The sequence below is a fragment of the Corynebacterium ureicelerivorans genome (assembly GCF_000747315.1).
Classification (GTDB): Bacteria; Actinomycetota; Actinomycetes; order Mycobacteriales; family Mycobacteriaceae; genus Corynebacterium; species Corynebacterium mucifaciens.
This window is the reverse complement of record NZ_CP009215.1, coordinates 97,282-113,727: the sequence shown is the minus strand read 5'-3', so window position 1 is coordinate 113,727 and position 16,446 is coordinate 97,282. Positions and strand designations below refer to the sequence as shown.

At 68.0% G+C, this 16,446-nt stretch carries 14 protein-coding genes, 1 tRNA gene and 1 other RNA gene; 7 read left to right on the top strand and 9 right to left on the bottom strand.

The window, feature by feature from the left end; genetic code table 11:
* Genes CUREI_RS00585 through CUREI_RS00575 form a run of 3 tightly spaced genes read left to right on the top strand, consistent with a single transcriptional unit; the run spans position 1 to position 2,740 of the window.
* A complete protein-coding gene (locus tag CUREI_RS00585; protein WP_038609186.1) occupies positions 1-1,287 on the top strand; it encodes a Mur ligase family protein in 1,287 nt (428 codons plus the stop codon).
* A complete protein-coding gene (locus CUREI_RS00580; RefSeq protein WP_038609184.1) occupies positions 1,280-1,996 on the top strand; it encodes a type 1 glutamine amidotransferase in 717 nt (238 codons plus the stop codon). The genes CUREI_RS00585 and CUREI_RS00580 overlap by 8 nt, the downstream gene beginning before the upstream one ends.
* A 21-nt stretch (positions 1,997-2,017) precedes the next feature.
* Positions 2,018-2,740 carry a cyclase family protein gene (locus CUREI_RS00575; protein WP_236627231.1) on the top strand — a complete coding sequence of 241 codons (723 nt, stop codon included), beginning with the start codon at positions 2,018-2,020 and terminating at the stop codon, positions 2,738-2,740.
* Here the strand turns inward: CUREI_RS00575 and recR are convergent.
* The 5 genes from recR to ffs form a co-directional block, all read right to left on the bottom strand.
* Positions 2,737-3,363 carry a recombination mediator RecR gene (gene recR / locus CUREI_RS00570; RefSeq protein WP_038609181.1) on the bottom strand — a complete coding sequence of 209 codons (627 nt, stop codon included), beginning with the start codon at positions 3,361-3,363 and terminating at the stop codon, positions 2,737-2,739. The two genes, CUREI_RS00575 and recR, sit on opposite strands and share 4 nt — an antisense overlap.
* A gap of 63 nt (positions 3,364-3,426) precedes the next feature.
* On the bottom strand, positions 3,427-3,780 hold the full coding sequence (locus tag CUREI_RS00565; protein ID WP_038609178.1) for a YbaB/EbfC family nucleoid-associated protein: 354 nt from the start codon (positions 3,778-3,780) through the stop codon (positions 3,427-3,429).
* A 49-nt stretch (positions 3,781-3,829) separates the two neighbouring features.
* A complete protein-coding gene (locus CUREI_RS00560) occupies positions 3,830-5,797 on the bottom strand; it encodes a DNA polymerase III subunit gamma and tau (protein WP_038609175.1) in 1,968 nt (655 codons plus the stop codon).
* A 33-nt stretch (positions 5,798-5,830) separates the two neighbouring features.
* Positions 5,831-7,111, bottom strand: a complete 1,281-nt coding sequence (locus CUREI_RS00555) for an aminotransferase class I/II-fold pyridoxal phosphate-dependent enzyme (RefSeq protein WP_038609173.1) — start codon at positions 7,109-7,111, stop codon at positions 5,831-5,833.
* Between the two features lie 21 nt (positions 7,112-7,132).
* Positions 7,133-7,228, bottom strand: an RNA gene (ffs, locus tag CUREI_RS11765) — signal recognition particle sRNA small type.
* A gap of 134 nt (positions 7,229-7,362) precedes the next feature.
* Here ffs and CUREI_RS00550 point away from each other — a divergent pair.
* From CUREI_RS00550 to CUREI_RS00540, 3 genes are all read left to right on the top strand, one after another.
* Positions 7,363-7,451 (top strand) — tRNA-Ser (locus tag CUREI_RS00550).
* A 57-nt stretch (positions 7,452-7,508) separates the two neighbouring features.
* Entirely contained in the window at positions 7,509-8,006 is a 498-nt protein-coding gene (locus tag CUREI_RS00545) for a ferritin (protein ID WP_201773346.1), read from the top strand.
* A gap of 82 nt (positions 8,007-8,088) precedes the next feature.
* Positions 8,089-9,828, top strand: coding sequence for an alkaline phosphatase D family protein (locus tag CUREI_RS00540; RefSeq protein ID WP_051952100.1), 1,740 nt, complete (start codon positions 8,089-8,091; stop codon positions 9,826-9,828).
* Here the strand turns inward: CUREI_RS00540 and CUREI_RS00535 are convergent.
* Together CUREI_RS00535 and gluQRS are read right to left on the bottom strand one after the other, a co-directional pair.
* A complete protein-coding gene (locus tag CUREI_RS00535) occupies positions 9,815-11,071 on the bottom strand; it encodes an acid phosphatase (RefSeq protein WP_084768397.1) in 1,257 nt (418 codons plus the stop codon). The two genes, CUREI_RS00540 and CUREI_RS00535, sit on opposite strands and share 14 nt — an antisense overlap.
* A gap of 86 nt (positions 11,072-11,157) precedes the next feature.
* A complete protein-coding gene (gene gluQRS, locus CUREI_RS00530; protein WP_038609162.1) occupies positions 11,158-12,069 on the bottom strand; it encodes a tRNA glutamyl-Q(34) synthetase GluQRS in 912 nt (303 codons plus the stop codon).
* A 19-nt stretch (positions 12,070-12,088) separates the two neighbouring features.
* Here gluQRS and CUREI_RS00525 point away from each other — a divergent pair, with 19 nt between their 5' ends.
* Positions 12,089-12,745 carry a queuosine precursor transporter gene (locus tag CUREI_RS00525; RefSeq protein ID WP_051952099.1) on the top strand — a complete coding sequence of 219 codons (657 nt, stop codon included), beginning with the start codon at positions 12,089-12,091 and terminating at the stop codon, positions 12,743-12,745.
* Here the strand turns inward: CUREI_RS00525 and tgt are convergent.
* Together tgt and CUREI_RS00515 are read right to left on the bottom strand one after the other, a co-directional pair.
* A complete protein-coding gene (tgt, locus tag CUREI_RS00520) occupies positions 12,724-13,977 on the bottom strand; it encodes a tRNA guanosine(34) transglycosylase Tgt (protein WP_038609145.1) in 1,254 nt (417 codons plus the stop codon). The two genes, CUREI_RS00525 and tgt, sit on opposite strands and share 22 nt — an antisense overlap.
* Complete coding sequence (locus CUREI_RS00515) at positions 13,974-16,346, bottom strand: MMPL family transporter (protein WP_038609142.1); 2,373 nt, start codon at positions 16,344-16,346, stop codon at positions 13,974-13,976. The genes tgt and CUREI_RS00515 overlap by 4 nt, the downstream gene beginning before the upstream one ends.
* Positions 16,347-16,446 lie beyond the last annotated feature (100 nt).

Sequence of the window (16,446 nt, the reverse complement as noted above, 5' to 3'; positions counted from 1 at the left end):
ATGCAAGGACCCATCTCCCGCATTCGCTCTGCGGTAGCAACGACGGCCGCGAACCTGGCCACCACCGCGTCGCGCGCCACCGGCCGCGGCGCCGGCGGCATGATCGGCGGCCTGGTGGCTGGCGCGATCGACCCGAACATCATGGCCAACCTCGGCGGCGGACGACCGGTGGCGCTGGTCACCGGCACCAACGGCAAGTCCACCACCACCCGCATGCTCGCCGGCGCAGTCGGCGCCAAGCACCGCGTGGCCACCAACGACGGCGGCGACAACATGGACGCCGGCATCATCTCCGCCCTCCTCGCCGGCAAGGACGCCGACGCGATCGTGCTGGAGGTCGACGAACTCCACGTGCCCAAGGTCGCCGAGCGCTTGAACCCCGCCGCGTTCGTCCTGCTCAACCTCACGCGCGATCAGCTCGACCGCGTGGGCGAGATCAACTCCATCGAGCGCGCACTGCGAGGCGCCGTGATGGCGCACCCGGACGCCACCGTCATCGCGAACTGCGACGACGTGCTGATCACCTCCATCGCCTACGACCACCCCAACGTGGTGTGGGTCGCTGCCGGTGCCGGCTGGCTGGGCGATTCCGTGACCAACCCCCGCTCCGGTGGCCACGTCGTGCGTTCCTCCGTCACGCACGACGAAGAAACGGACTGGTACGCCGTCGAGCCGCTCCCCGACGGCCGCGAGTTCCGCCGCCCCACACCCACCTACGCGGTAGAGGGCGAGACGCTGGTCGGCCCGGAGGGCGCCGTCCCGCTCGAGCTGAAGCTGCCGGGGCGGGCGAACCTGGGCAACGCTGCCCAGGCCATCGCCGCAGCCGTGGAGGCGTTCGATGTCCCCCTCGAGGCGGCCGTGCGCGCCACGTCCGAGGTAGACAACGTCGCCGGGCGCTACACCACCGTCCACCTCGGCGAGCACGACGTCCACCTGCTGCTGGCCAAGAACCCGGCGGGTTGGCAAGAGGCGCTCTCCATGGTGGACCGCGACGCCGACGGCGTCGTCATCGCCGTCAACGCGCAGCAGGGCGACGGCGAGGACGTCTCCTGGCTCTGGGACGTGAAATTCGAGGACTTCGGAGACACCCACGTCGTCGCCGCGGGCGAGCGAGCAACCGACCTCGCAGTGCGCTTGACCTACGCAAACATCGGGCACGAACGTGTCCACGACCCCATCGACGCCATCCGCGCCTGCCCGCCCGGGCGGGTGGAGGTGCTGGCCAACTACACCGCGCTGCTCAACCTGCGCCGCGCGCTGACCAAGGAGGAGGACTACCGTGCCTAAGCTCACGATCGGCCTGGTCCTGCCCGACGTGCTGGGCACGTACGGCGACGACGGCAACGCGCTGGTCCTGCGCGAACGCGCGCGCCGCCGCGGCATCGAGGTCGCCGTCGAGCGCATCTTGCTTGACGACGACGTCCCGTCCACCTGCGACCTCTACACCCTCGGAGGCGGCGAAGATTCCGCCCAGCTCATTGCCGCGGCCCGGTTGAGCGCGTCGCCGGGGCTGCAGGCCGCGGCCGCCGACGGCGCACCGATCTTCGCGGTGTGCGCCGGCCTGCAGGTACTCGGCCACACGTTCCGGGCGCACGGCAACGAGGTCGAGGGTGTCGGACTTCTGGACGTGACCACCGCGCCGCTCGAGCGCCGCGCCACGGGCGAGCTGGTCTCCGAGCCCACGCGCGCCGGAGTGACCGCCGAGCTGTCTCAGCCCCTCACCGGCTTTGAAAACCACATGGGTGCGACCGCGCTGGGCCCGGACGCGTCCGCCCTGGGGCGCGTGACCCGCGGCGTGGGTAACGGCGGCAACGAGCGCGTCGACGGCGTCGTGCAGGGCAGCGTGATTGCCACCTACATGCACGGCCCGGCGCTCGCCCGCAACCCGCAGCTGGCGGACCTGCTCATCGCGCGGGCGTTAGACATCCCGCTCGCAGATTTGGAGCCCCTGGAGCTCGACGTCGTGACCCAGCTGCGACAAGAGCGTCTGCGGTAGCGCAGGGTGCCGTCGGAAGGCATGATGGCGACCATGTTCGTGCACCTCAGCCACATTCTCGACCCCGACGGCCCCCACTACCCCACTTCGCCCGTGCTCAGCGTCGAGCGCAACAGCGTCATCGGCCAGGGCAGCGACTCCAACGACTGCATCTCCCGTCTGCCCAACCACTTTGGCACCCATATGGATGCCCCGCGGCACTTCGTGCCGAACGGCCTGACGTTCGCGGAGCTGCCCGTGGAGCGGTTCAACTTCGACGGCGACGAGATCCTGCTCATCGACGTGCCTAAGGAACCCCGCACGCTCGTTACGCTCGACGACGTCCAGCGCTACGCCCCCGACCTCCCCGGCATCCGCCTCCTGCTCATCCGCACCGGTTTCGAGCGCTACCGGTCTGAGAATCCGGAGACGTACATGAACGAGGGGCCCTGCCTCGATCCGGAGCTGTGCCGCTGGCTGGCCGAGGAGACCGGCGTGGAGTGCGTCGGCATGGACTTGGTCTCGGTGGGCGCGCCGTGGAACGATCTCGGCACCGAGGCGCACCGCCAGCTGCTGGGTTACTACCGCGACCGCTTCATCACTGCCATCGAGGACCTGTCGCTTGCACCGGTGGGCGACAAGTGGATCGACTTTCTCACCCTCGGCGGCCTGCGCATCAAGGGCGTGGATTCCTCGCAGGTGAACGTCACGGCGTTTCTCAACGACCTGGACTTCCTCGACGAGGATGAGGACGAAAACGCCTAAAGCCGCAGGCGGCCGGTCAGCGCCCGGGAGAGCGTCAGCTCGTCCACAAACTCCAAGTCCCCGCCCAGCGGCATGCCGGAAGCGAGCCTGGAAACAGTCAGGTCCGGGAAGTCTTTCAGCAGCCGCACCAGATACGACGCGGTCGCCTCGCCCTCAGTGTCCGGGTCGGTGGCCAGGATGACCTCAGTGACAGCGGGGGCCTCCGCCCCGTCGAGGTCCGGCAGCACCCCGCCGATGCGCTGTAGCAGCGGCGCGATGGCCAGGTCTTTCGGGCCCACGTTCGCCAGCGGATCCAGCGCCCCGCCAAGCACGTGGTAGCGGCCGGAGTATTCGCCGGTGCGCTCGATGACCTGGATGTCTTTTGCGTCCTCCACCACGCACACCAGCGCTTTGTCGCGGCCCGAGTCGGCGCAGATGCGGCACACGTCTTCGCGTGAAACGTTGTTGCAGATGCGGCAGAACGTCACCCCGTCGCGCACGGCGGCCAACGCGGCGCGCAGCCTATCGACGTCCTCCGGTTCCACCTGCAGCAGGTGAAACGCGATCCGCTGCGCGGACTTCGGGCCGACGCCGGGCAGGCGCGACAGCTCGTCGATAAGGTCTTGCAACGGTCCTTCGAACACGGTGCCCCCTTCCAGGCAAGCAAAACGCGCCCGGCCGCGGCAGCCGGACGCGTGGGGTGGAAGTTAGATGATGCCGCCGAACGGAATCTCGCCCGGGCCCGCCTGCTGGCCGCCCGTCGCACCGCCGGTGAGCGGGGCGATCTTCTCCTCGGCGAGCTTGCCGGCCTGGGTGTGGGCGTCGCGGTACGCGGCGAGGATGAGGTCCTGCAGCGACTCGATGTCGTCGGTGTCCACAGCTTCGGGCTTGATGGTGATGTCCGTAATCTCAGCGCCGCCGGTCATGGTGACGGTGACCAGCTCGCCGCCGGCGGTGCCGGTGACCTTGGTCTCCAGCAGCTCCGTCTGGGCCTTCTGCAGCGCTGCCTGGACCTCGGCGGCCTGGCGGATAAGTTCCTGCATGTCGTTCGGCTGAGTCATGGTGTTCCCTTTCGTTTGCTAGTAATCCGTGGGCCAGTGTACCCGCGCGCTACAAGGGCTTCGCCCCGAGTTCGGCGGCTAACAGCTCCATCGCTACCTCGGTGGCGTCGCGACGGTCGGCGCTGCCCTCCTCCTCGCGTGCCTGGTCGGCCATGTCGCGCTCTTCGTCCTCGCGGGTGTAGGCGGGAACCTGGACCGTTGGCGCCTCCGGCTCATCGTCCTCATAGTCGTAGGGCTCAGGCGGCGGCGGGATCTCGTCGCGCTCCTGCTTGGCCTTTTCCGCCGCCTTTTGGCTGGCGGCGAGGGCTGCGGAGCGCCAATCGGCAGGCTCCTTCGGCCGGGGCTGCGAGGGGGCAGGGGCAGGGGCAGGGTCCTCGGACTCCGCGGCCCCGTCAGCGTCGCTTGCGCCGCCCGGGTTCCACACCTCCCGCTTGGCGGGCCTGCGCAGGTTGGCTGACGCCGGATCGGTGCCGATGACGCACCGGACCTGCACCTTCGCGCCAAGCTTTTCGGAGAGCACGGCCGCGATGTCGGCGTTGTTCTTCTCCGCGTTGATGCGCTCGGCCAGCGCGCCGGTGTGGTGGCCGACCACGAGCACGTCGCCGTCGAAGCCGAGGGGCTTGGCCTCGGTGAGCATGATCTCGGCGACCTTGTTGCGCTCGCCCACGGACTGCCGCAGGCGCGTCCAGTCGCGGTCGATGCGCTCGAACAGCTCGTCGGTGTCCGGGGCCGCATCCTGTTTCGGCTCGGGTTGCTGCGGGGGCGCAGGGGGCTGCTCCTGCTGGCGGGCGCGGGACCCGCTCGCCGCGGCTGCTGCAGCAGCGGCCGCAGCGGCCGCGCCGCCGCCCTCGCGAGTCGTCGACGGAGCGGGGGCGGGCTCGGACTGGCTCTGCGGCTCCGGCGCGGGCAGCGCACCGCCGTCGGATTGCAGCGTGAGCAAGTGCGCGGCCATGATCTCCAGCAACAGGCGCGGGGAGGTCGCGCCGCGCAGGGAGGTGATGCGCTCGTTGACCTCAGAGGCCAGCGTGGCCAGGTGCCGCGGGGAGAACCGGTGCGCCTCCTGGGTGAGGATGTCGGCGCGGTCCGCCGGTGCGTCGACAAGCCCCTGCCCGAAGGCGTCGGGGACGGTGCGGATGAGCAGCAGATCGCGCATTCGGTCGAGCAGGTCCAGCGCAAAACGCCGCGGCTCGTGGCCGGACTCGATGACCTCGTCGATGGTGCGGTACATCGCGGCCGCGTCGCGGTCGGCTAGGGCATCCACGGCGGCGTCCAGGAGCGTCAGATCCGTCACGCCGAGCAACGGCAGGGCAAGGTCGTAGGTCAGCCCGTCAGGCCCGGCGCCGGCGAGCATCTGGTCCAGAATCGACAGCGTGTCGCGCGGGGACCCGCCGCCGGCGCGGATGACCAGCGGGTAGACGTTCTCGTCCACGTGGACGCCTTCTTCCGCCACCACATGCTCCACCAGCTCACGCATCGCCTGCGGCGCGAGCAGGCGGAACGGGTAGTTGTGGGTGCGCGAGCGGATCGTGTTCAGCATCTTCTCCGGCTCGGTGGTGGCGAAGATGAAGATGAGGTGCGCGGGCGGCTCCTCCACGATCTTCAGCAGGGCGTTGTTGCCCTCTTTCGTGATCATGTGGGCCTCGTCGATGATGAAGACGCGGTAGCGCGACTCCGCCGGCGCGAACAGCGCGCGCTCGCGCAGTTCGCGCATGTCCTCCACGCCGCCGTGGGAGGCGGCGTCCAGCTCCATCACGTCCAGGTTGCCGGGGCCGCCCGGCGCCAGCGACACGCAGGATTCGCACACTCCGCACGGCGTCGACGTCGGCCCGTGCACGCAGTTCAGCGAGCGCGCCAGAATGCGCGCCGACGACGTCTTGCCGCAGCCGCGAGGGCCGGAGAAGAGGTACGCGTGCGAGATCCGCCCGTTGTCTAAGGCGGTAGACAGCGGCCGGGTCACCTGCTCTTGGCCGATGACCTCGCCAAACGTCGCGGGGCGGTATTTCCTGTACAGAGCCACGCGGGCAAGTCTACCCAGCCGCCCGACACGCTTTTAGCCCTCGTTCGCCTCCGCCGCCTCAACGCAGGCGAGCAGCACGCAAGTGGCCACGCCGTCCATGGCGGTGCGGACCTCGTCGAGCGGCGGCAGCGACGGCGCGAGGCGGATGTTCGTGTCCGTCTCGTCCACCCCGTGCGGGAACGACGCGCCCGCCTTGGTCAGGGTGATTCCTGCTTCCTTCGCCAGCTCCCAGACGCGGGTGGCGGAGCCGTCCGTGACGTCCATGGAGATGAAGTAGCCGCCTTTCGGCTCGGTCCACTCGGCCACGCCGTACTCGCCCAGGCGGTCGTGCAGGATGCCGATGACGGCCTCGAACTTCGGCGCCAGTGATTTCGCGTGCCGCTGCATGAGTGCGTGCAGTCCTTGGACGCTGCCAAGCAAACGCGCGTGTGCCAGCTGGTTTTCTTTGTTCGGGCCGATGCCACGGATGGACGCGTACGACATGTACCACTCCAGGTTCGCCTTCGAGGAGGCGAAGAACGCGACACCGGAGCCCGCGTGCGTGATCTTGGAGGTCGAGGACATGTACCAAAAACGGTTCGGGTTACCGTGCTTGTCCGCCAGCGCGAGGACATTTAGGTTCTCCACCTGGTCGTCGGTGAGCGTGTGCATGGCGTACGCGTTGTCCCAAACGATGCGGAAGTCCGGCGCGGCAACCTCCATGGCAGCCAGCTTCTCCGCGACCTCCGGTGCGAACGTGATCCCCGTAGGGTTACCGAACACCGGCACCGTCCACATGCCCTTGACCTGCGGGTCCTTCACCAGCTCCTCGACGACGTCCATGTCCGGGCCGTCCGGCGTCATCGGCACCCGGATCATCTCAAAGCCGAAGCGCTCGGTGATGGCGAAGTGGCGGTCGTAGCCCGGTACCGGGCAGAGCCACTTGACGGTCTCCTCGTCCTTCCAGGGGCGCGGCGAATCGTTGGTGCCCCAGATGTAGGCGAAGGAGATGAGGTCGAACATGATGTTCAGGCTGGAGGAGTCGCCGGCGATGAGGTTGGCCGGATCGATGCCCAGTGCCTCTGCCCACAGCTCGCGGATATCCGCGATGCCCTGCAGATTGCCGTAGTTGCGCACGTCGGCGCCGGTTTTGTCCTTGTAATCTCCCTCGCCCGGCAGCGACAGCAGCGCGTTAGAGAAGTCCAGCTGCTCGCTCGAGGGTTTACCGCGCGTCAGGTCCAGGTTGAGGTTGCGGGCCTTCAGCTCCTGGTACTGCTGACGGGTGCGCTCCGCCAGCTCGGTGAACTGGTCGTGGGGGAGATCCTTGAGTGACATGCGTCCCATCGTACAAGGCAAAGAAAAGGGACCCCACGCACCTGCCAGAGCTCGCTGACCCTTGCTGCGTTCCCGCCCTGGGGGAGTTCACAAGATAACACCGCGTGGGATCCTGCCCGTTACTGTAGCCATGCCCCTCGCCTTCATACAAGCTCGGGTGCGCACGAGCTGTCGCGTGCGCGCCTACGCTGCGGTTTTGGCTGTTTGGCCGGGGTGGTCTACCATGTCCCAAGACGCTTTCGAGTGTCGCTGGAGGATTCGACTAGCGGCCTATGTCACACGCCTGGAACGCGTGCGGGTTTCACGACCCTCGTGGGTTCAAATCCCACATCCTCCGCCACATACGCAGCCGGCATCCTACGGGTGTCGGCTGCAGTGTTTATACTCGCAGGGCATGATCAACGAACGGCTTTTTGACGCTATCAACCAGCAGGTCACGGACGAATACGCCGCAGCCTACATCTACCGCCACCTGGCCAACGAGATGGATGCCATGTCCTTCCCCGGTCTCTGCGAATGGTTCGCCGCCCAGGCATCCGAGGAGTGCGAGCACGCGCAGAAGTTCGCGCAGCACCTAATTGACCGTGGCGAGCGGGTCACGCCGCACACCATCACGATTGACGCGCCCGCCATCACCGGCCCGCTCGACGCGTTCAAGGCGGCGCTGGCGCACGAGAGGAAGGTCTCGGAGCAGATCCGCGCGATCACCCGCCTGGCGGACGAGGTCGGAGATTTGGAATCCCGTCCGCTGCTGAACTGGTTCCTCAACGAGCAGGTTGAGGAAGAGGCCACGGTGAGCGAGATCGTGGACCAACTCGAGCTGGTCGGCGCGGACGGTTCGGGACTGCTGCGCATCGACGCGCGCCTGGCCGGCCGCCCCACCCCCGCGCCGTAAGTAAACCACGCGTGAACATCGGGCGAATTCCTTGGCGGACCCAGCGTCCCAGGTAGCCATATCCGTTGTCCGCGCCCAATATATGGGCGTGAGCGGATACGAGCAGACAACATCATCAACGCGCGCGGGCGGAAACCGGCGCGTCTCTCGGCGGGGGTTTTTGCGGACGGCGGCTGTCGCCACCTCCGCGGCTGGCGCGGTGGCGGTCGTGCCAAGCGCACAATCGCAGAGTTCCCTGCCCTCGAAGCCAGTTCCCGTGGAGGCGGAGCTACCGCCGCTGCCGTTCGTGCACGGCGTCGCGTCGGGCGACCCGCTGCCTGAGGCGGTGGTCATCTGGACCCGCATCACGCCCGAAGAAAACGCGATGCCCGGCTCTGGCGGCGGCGCCCCCACCTCGGTGCGCTGGCGCGTGGCGCTCGACCCCAAGATGCGCCAGGTGGTGCAGCAGGGCGAGGCAACGAGCAAGCCGGAGCAGGACCACACCATCCACGTAGACGTCACCGGCTTGCAGCCGGACACGGTGTACTACTACACCTTCACCGTGGTAGACGGGCCACACGCGGAAGCCACCTCCCCGCTGGGCCGCACGAAGACCGCCCCGGCGGGACAGGTGGACCGGCAGCGCTGGGCCATCGCATCCTGCGCGAACTGGGAGGCCGGCTTCTTCTCCGCGTACGCGGACATGGCCCAGCGCGGCTGGGCTGGCGAGCTCGACCTGACCGTCTTCCTGGGCGACTACATCTACGAATACGCCCAGTACGAGTATGCGGGATACGGGCCTGTGCGCCTGCACCAGCCGGCGCATGAGATTGTCAGCCTGGCCGATTACCGCATCCGCTACGGCCGGTACCGCACAGACCCTGCGCTGCAGGGCGCCCACGCGGCTATGCCGTGGGTGGTGGTGTGGGACGACCACGAGGTTGCCAACAACAACTGGCGCGAGGGCGCGGAGAACCACGACCCGAACGAGGGTGATTTCTTCGCCCGGCGCGACGCAGCGTTGCGCGCCTACTACGAGTGGATGCCGGTGCGCCTGTCGGAGACTTCGGAGCAGGGCCACATCTACCGCTCTCTGAAGTTCGGCAACCTGGTGGAGCTGACCATCATGGACCTGCGCACCTACCGCGACGTTGAGTTTTGGAAGGGTGGCGCCCGCCAACCTGGCGACGCCCGCGCGATGCTCGGCTCCGAGCAGTACGACTGGCTCACCGAGACCCTCGAGAACTCGACCGCCGCGTGGAACGCGCTGGGCAACTCCGTGATGTTCTCCCCACTGCACGCCGGCGCCGTCTTCAACAACCCCGCCACCCGCCCGGTCGCCGAGGCGCTCAGCTCCAACATCCTCTCCTCCCAGGTGCCAGTCCCCCAGCTCAACGAGCTCCCACTAAACGGCGACCAGTGGGACGGCTACGACTTCGAGCGCCGCCGCCTCATCAACACCCTCGGCCGCTTGGGCAAGAACCCGATCTTTCTCACCGGCGACATCCACACCGAGTGGGCGCACACCATCACGCACGCCGGCGACCAGATCGGCTGCGAGGTGGTCTGCTCCTCCATCACGGCGCCCAACGTGGCGGATTCGACAAAGATCCCGGCGGGCAGCCCCGTCTTGGGGGTGGCGACAAACTACCTCCACGCGGCGAACCCCAACCTGAAGCACGTCGCGTTGGACACGCACGGCTACGCGGTTGTGGACATCACCCCGGAAGAGGTGGGCATGCAGTGGATGCGGGTGGACAGCATCATGCAGCCACTCTCGCCCGTCCGCCCCGCCACTGCGCTGACGTGGCGCAAGGGCGTGGGCTTCGCTAGCGGCGGATAGCTCCGCCTACCGACGCGGCCGCGAGGTTCAACCGCTGCCAGGAGCCTTCGGGCCCCTGCCAGTCCAGCGGGTTGCCCGCCTCGCCTGCCGTGTCGTGCAGGATCTCGGAGCGCTGCTCCCAGGTGAGGTCGGGGTAGCTGCCCTCCAGCAGCACCGGTGCCGCCTGGGGCACAATCATTTCCGCGTTCTCGTCGTAGATGCGCGGCAGCGAGTGCTCCATGAACTCGGTGTAGCGCTTCACGGCGAAGTCCGTGGACACGTAAGGCGTGTCACCCTGCACGAGCTCAGCGACAGACTTTCCGGTGCGCCACTCAATTTCCTTGCGCAGCTCGTCCTTCGCCTGGTTCAACGCGTCCTTCATCTTCGGGTCGTTGAGCCGGTCCGCGGCCGCGGCCTGACCGGACATGCGCCCGCCGACCACGTCCAGCGGGTAGTGCACACCGAGCACCATGCGGTGGTACCCGGCCTCCGCGCCGCGGTAGTGCAGCTGGGGCGCAACCTCCGGCACCATGTAGGCCAGCAGCGACGTCACCCACGCGGCCTGGTTGGTGTGCCCGGACGGGAACGCCTTGGACCTGGGGTAGATGTCCTCACCCGCGACGTCGTAGCGCACGATGCGATCCGGTGCGGCGACGAAGGGGCGCGGGTAGTCGAAGACAAGCTTCTCCACGCCGGTGGAGCTGGCCAGCCCGCCGGCGCGCGCCAGGTAGCCGTTGCCCAGGAGGTACTCGGTCTTGGGCAGGCGGTGTTCTTTGAGAGCGTCGCGGAAGGCGCGGCCGAACTCCTCGCCCAGAGCCGGCGAAAGCTCCGCGAGCAAGTCGTTGCTCGACGCCACCGCGTCACGCTGCGCTTGCGCGACGAGTTCGGGGTCAGACTGCGCGTTGTTGTTCACCTCGACCGCGATGTCCGTATTCGCCTTCATCACCTCCGGGTGATTGGCTTTGAGCTCCGGGAACAAGCGGTTGATCTCCAGGTACACGCCGTACTTGTACGCAGAGATGTCAGAGATGTAGCCGCCGAGCCAGTCGGTGGTAAACGGCTGCGGCACCGGCGCGCCGGGGTGCTGCACGATGACGCTGCCGGTGCTGGAACCTGTGACGTTACTCTGCACGTTGGGCAGGCTCAGCGGCACGCGGTCCGGGAGCTGGATGTTTTGCGAGGACATCGGCGCGGCGAGCGCGACGGGGGCGGTCGCGGGCGCGAGCAGCAGCGTTGCGACGAGCGCCGCCGTGCGACGTTTCATCATGGGGGTTCTCCTTCGAGTGGGATTGGGCACGGGTTGTGCGCTGCAAACATATGCCCCCAACATGAACGGCAGGTTACGAAAAATTACCCGCCCCACGTCCACGGCTTTCGCGGGAGCGAGCCAGGATCAAATGCCTCCAGCAACTGCCCCGTGTCCGCGGCGTCCGGGCACCCGACGGACACCGCAATCCGCCTGAACACTTCCCCCGGGTCACCCATGTCGCGCAAGGTGACGGCGCCGTCGCGCTTTGCCAATCGACGCCCCTCCGGCCCCACCACCAACGGCACATGAACGTACTCCGGCTCTGCAAGGCCGAGCTCGTGCGCCACGTACGCCTGCGCGGGCGCGGAAAACAACAGGTCGTCCCCGCGCACAACCTGGTCCACCCCCTGGTAGCCGTCATCGACCACCACCGCCAGGTTGTAGGCCCAGTCCCCCGCCTGCGCCTGGTCGACGCGCCCGCCGCGTTTGAGGATCACGTCGTCGACAGGCCCCGTGTACTCCCCCGCGTAGTAATCGCGCACCGTCCACTCCCGCACCCCGGACCTGAGGCGAATCGCGGGCAGGCGCCCCTCGGCCTCAAGCTCGGAGCGCCGCTGGGCACGCTGCTCGTCCGTGAGATCGCGGCAGGTTCCGGGGTATATGCCGGGCTGCGCGTGGGGCGCCGAGGCGGCCTCGCGGATGTCGCGGCGGCTGCAGTAGCACTCGTACGTGTCCAGGCGTGCCAGTGCATCCGCGTACGCGGCGCCCCGGTCGTGCTGGCACATCACCGGCTGGTCCCATTCCAGGCCGATCGCCGCAAGGTCTTCGAGCTGGCGCGCCGCAGACTCCGCGCTGGAGCGCTCCGAGTCGATGTCTTCCACCCGCATGTAGAACGCCCGGCCGGTGCGCCGGGCGAACAGCCACGCGAGCACGGCGGTGCGGAGGTTGCCAAAGTGCAAATCCCCGCTCGGGGACGGGGCGTAGCGGCCTGCAGGTCCTTGGAATTCAGCCATGTGTGCCATGATAAAGCGCATGTCACCACGCGTTTCCCGCTCCCCGTTCCCGTACCTGCTCGCGCTGTTCTGCGCGGTCTTTCTCATCTCCAACATCACGGCGCAAAAGGGCGTGCAACTGGGCCCGCTGATCACCGACGGCGCCTTCTTCCTCTTCCCCATCTCCTACGTCATCGGCGACGTCATCGCCGAGGTGTACGGGTTCAAGGCCGCACGCCGCGCCGTGTTCACCGGCTTCGGCATCGCGGTCGTCGCCGTGCTGTCCTTCTACATCGCGATCTGGCTGCCGGCCGCGGACTTCTACGACATGGACGAGACCTTCGCCGCCGTGCTGGGTCTGCTGCCGCGCATTGTGGTGGCGTCCTTGGCCGGCTACGTGGTGGGCCAGCTCCTCAACGCGTGGGTGCTGCAGAAGATGAAGGACCGCTTCGGCACCGGCAACTTATGGGCGCGCCTAATCGGCTCCACGGTGGTCGGCGAGTTCGCCGATACGCTGCTGTTCTGCTCCATCGCCGCCGGCGTGATCGGCATCGACTCCGCCGGCGCCTTCGTCAACTACGTGGCGGTGGGCTTTGTGTGGAAGACCGTCATGGAAGTCATCCTGCTCCCCATCACCTACCCCACCATCGCGGCGGTGCGCCGGGCTGAGGAGCGCTACGTGTCCGACCCGGCGTAGTAGCGGCCGAGGAACTCGTCGCGGTACGCCTCGTAATCCCCGGCGTCGATGGCGGCGCGGATGTTGTCCACCAGCCGGATCATGAACTCCAGGTTGTGCATCGTGCACAGCGTGCCCGCAAGGAACTCCTTGGCCTTGAGCAGGTGGTGGATGTAGGCGCGCGAGTAATTCTCGGAGACGTAGCCGCCGAACTCCTCGTCCACCCCGCGGAAGTCCCGCTTGAATCGGGCGCCAGCGAGGTTCAACCGCCCGTCCAGGGTGTACACGCCGCCGCGGCGGCCAAGTCGGGTGGGCGCCACGCAGTCGAAAGTGTCGGCGCCGGCCTCGACCGCGGTGAAGATGTCGTCCGGTTCAGAGATGCCCAGCAGGTGCCGCGGCATCTCCACCGGCAGCTCGTCGGTGACCCAGCCGACGATGGTGCCCAGGTTCTCCTTCTCCAACGCGCCGCCGATGCCGACACCGCCGAAGCCGCGTCGGCCCTCCGCGCGGGCCTCACGGTCCAGGTCCAAAAGCCCCCGCACCGCCTGCCGGCGCAGGTCCTCGTACTGGGCCCCCTGCACCACGCCCCAGAGGCTCTGCAGGGGTTTGTCGGAACGTAGCGTCGTTAAGCGGTCATGCTCCAGCAAGCACCGGCGGGCCCAGCGGCGCGTGCGCTCCACGGAGTGCTCCTGGTAGGCGCGGGTGTCCACGAGCGTGGTGAGCTCGTCGAATGCGAACATGATGTCCGCGCCCAGCTGGTGCTGGATCTGCATGGACACCTCGGGCGTGAAGCGGTGCGAGGAGCCGTCGATGACCGACTTGAAGTCCACGCCGTCGTCGTCCACCCGCGCCATGCGGTCCTTGTTGGCGGCGCGGATGTCGGCCTCGGTCAGCCCCGCGGTGTCCATGGCGAGAACCTTCTTAAACCCCACGCCCAGGCTCATCACCTGGAAGCCTCCGGAATCGGTGTAGGTGGGCCCATGCCAATTCTCAAAGGCGGCCACGCCCCCGGCCTCGTCCACAATGTCGGGCCCGGGTTGGAGGTACAGGTGGTACGCGTTGGAGAGGATCGCCTGCGCGCCAGTTTGGCGGATCTGTTCGGGCGTGAGCGTCTTCACCGTGGCCTTCGTTGCCACGGGGATGAACGCCGGGGTCTGGATCGGGCCGTGCGGGGTGTGGATGACACCGGTGCGGCCGTGCCTGCCCGGCGCGGGCTCGAGCTGGGTGTGCGCCTCAAACGTCACGTCGGTCATGCGTGTCCCTTCTCTAGTTCGGTTCCCTCAACGTCGACCTCCGGCAGGATCCTGTCCAGCCAGGCCGGCATCCACCACGTGGAGCGGCCGAGGATGTACATGGTCGCAGGAACGAGCGCCATGCGGATGAAGAACGCGTCGAAGAGCACGGCCACGCCGAGCGCGAAGCCGAAGATTTGGATGAACGGCAGCGGCTGGTCCAAAAACGCGATGAAGACGGCGATCATGATGATCGCGGCAGCCGTGACCACGCGTGCGCCTTGCGCGAACCCTTCCACGGTGGACTCGTGCACTGCGCGCAGCGTATCGACGCCCCCACGGTCCCGCGCCTTCACGTACGCCTCCCTGATGCGGGTGACTAGGAAGACTTGGTAGTCCATGGCCAGGCCGAACGTCACGCCGATCATGAAGATGGGCAGGAAGGACAGGATCGGGCCTGGGGTGTTGACCAGGCCGGCCACGCCCTCCTGGAACACCAGGACGGTCACGCCGAACGCCGCACCCACAGACAGCAGGAATCCCAGGCCCGCCACCAGGGGCACCACGATGGAGCGGAAGACCACCATGAGCAGCACGATGGCCAGGCCCACCACGATGGCCAGGTACAGCGGCATGGCCTCCGCCAGCTCCTCGGTGATGTCCATCTGCACGGCGGTCAGCCCCGTCAGGCCCACATCCACCCCGGTGGCGTCCTCCACCTGGGCGGTCACGTCGCGCACGCCATGGGCCACCGCCAGGGTGCGCTGCTCCTCGGGGCCGCCGTCCGGGGTGGCCAGGATCTGGGCTGCGGTGAGGTCATCGTTGGCGGCGATGAGCTGGGCGTGCTGGATGCCCCCGGCGGAGCCCACCTCTCCCACGGCGTAGAGGAAGCTGGCCAGCGCGGCCTTTTCCGCGTCGCCTCCGGCCTCGTCCGGGATCGCGTCCATGTACGGCTGCAGAATCTCCGCGTCCGGGTTCACGCTGTGCGCGTCCACTACCAGCAGCAGCGGGGCGTTGACGCCAGGGCCGAAGCCTTCCGCCATGAGGTCCGCGGACTTGCGCTGCGTGGTGTCGCGGTTGGACGTGGTGTCCGACGGCAGCGCCATCTCGAGGTCCAGCACCGGCACCGTCAGGGCGCCCAGGCCCAGCACCACAACCGCCATGACTAAGCCGGGCGCCTTTTCCACAAACCGCACCCAACGCCTGCCCATGGAGTTGCGGTCCAAGTCCTTCGCGGGGCGGCTGCCCGGGCCGGGGTTGCCGGCAACGCCTGGGACCTTGCCCGCAAACGCCTTCGACCCCCACACGCCGAGCAGCGCTGGCACCAGCGTCAGCGCCACAAGCACGGAGACCGCCACCGTAGCGGCCGCGGCCAGGCCCATCCAGGTGAGGAACTCGATGTCGGCGAGTGCGAGCGCCACCAGCGCCGTGAACACGGTCGTGCCGGCGAACACCACTGAAGATCCGGCGGTGCCCACCGCCATGCCAGCGGCCTCGTCCGGTGGCAGGTTGCGGGCCTCCTGCCGGAAGCGGGAGAGGATGAACAGGGCGTAATCGATGCCCACGGCCAGGCCGATCATCACCGCCAGCACGGGCGTGACGTTGTTCAGCTCCACCCAGTGTGTGGTCAACAGCACCAGCAGCGCGCCGATGCCCACGCCCACCACGGCGGAGATCAGCGGGATCACCGACGCGGCCAGCGAGCCGAATGTGACCACCAGCACCACAAACGCCACAGCGAGGCCGACTAGCTCGGAGGTGGTCTTCACGGCGATGGGTTCGCCGAAGCCGGCGCCTCCGGCCTCCACCCGCAGGCCCGCGTCGCGCCCTATCTGCATGGCCTCGTTCACCACATCGCGGTCCGCCTGCTCCACGGACATGGACGAGGCGGCGTCGAAGTCGAAGGTGGTGTAGCCGATCCGCCCGTCGTCGCTCACCATGCGCAGGTTGTACGCGTCTGCCCGCGCGCGCTCCTCGGGCATGCCCATCTCGGCCATTTGGTCGACGACGGTGCGCTGGAGCTCTTCGTTCACCTGCACCGGGTTGCCAAAGCGCTGCCCCTCCACACCCAGGTGGTCGCGGATGTAGCCGACGGTCCGGTCCATCGCCGCCATGTTGGCGGGCGAGTCCAACCGTTGGCCCTCGGGGGCGGCGAAGACCACGTTCACGCTGGGGGCGGTGGCCACGTTTCCCGCGTCGGGAAAATTCTCCGCAACAGTGTCCAGGGCGTTGATGGCCGGGGTGCCTTCGATGGCGAACTCGCTCGTGAAGGGCTTCATCAGGGACAGGGGCCCGGCCGCTGTCGCGCCGAGCAGCAGGAGCCAGGCGACGATCACCCGCCACTTGTGCAGGTACGACCAGCGCCCCAGTGTGTACAGCAGTCTCGCCACGTAAGCACGTTTCCTTCCAGCCCGCGCGGGCATAACCCGGCCTATCCTAACGGGCGCCCCGACATGCGAAAAGCCCCCGTTGCCGGGGGCTTCACACTGC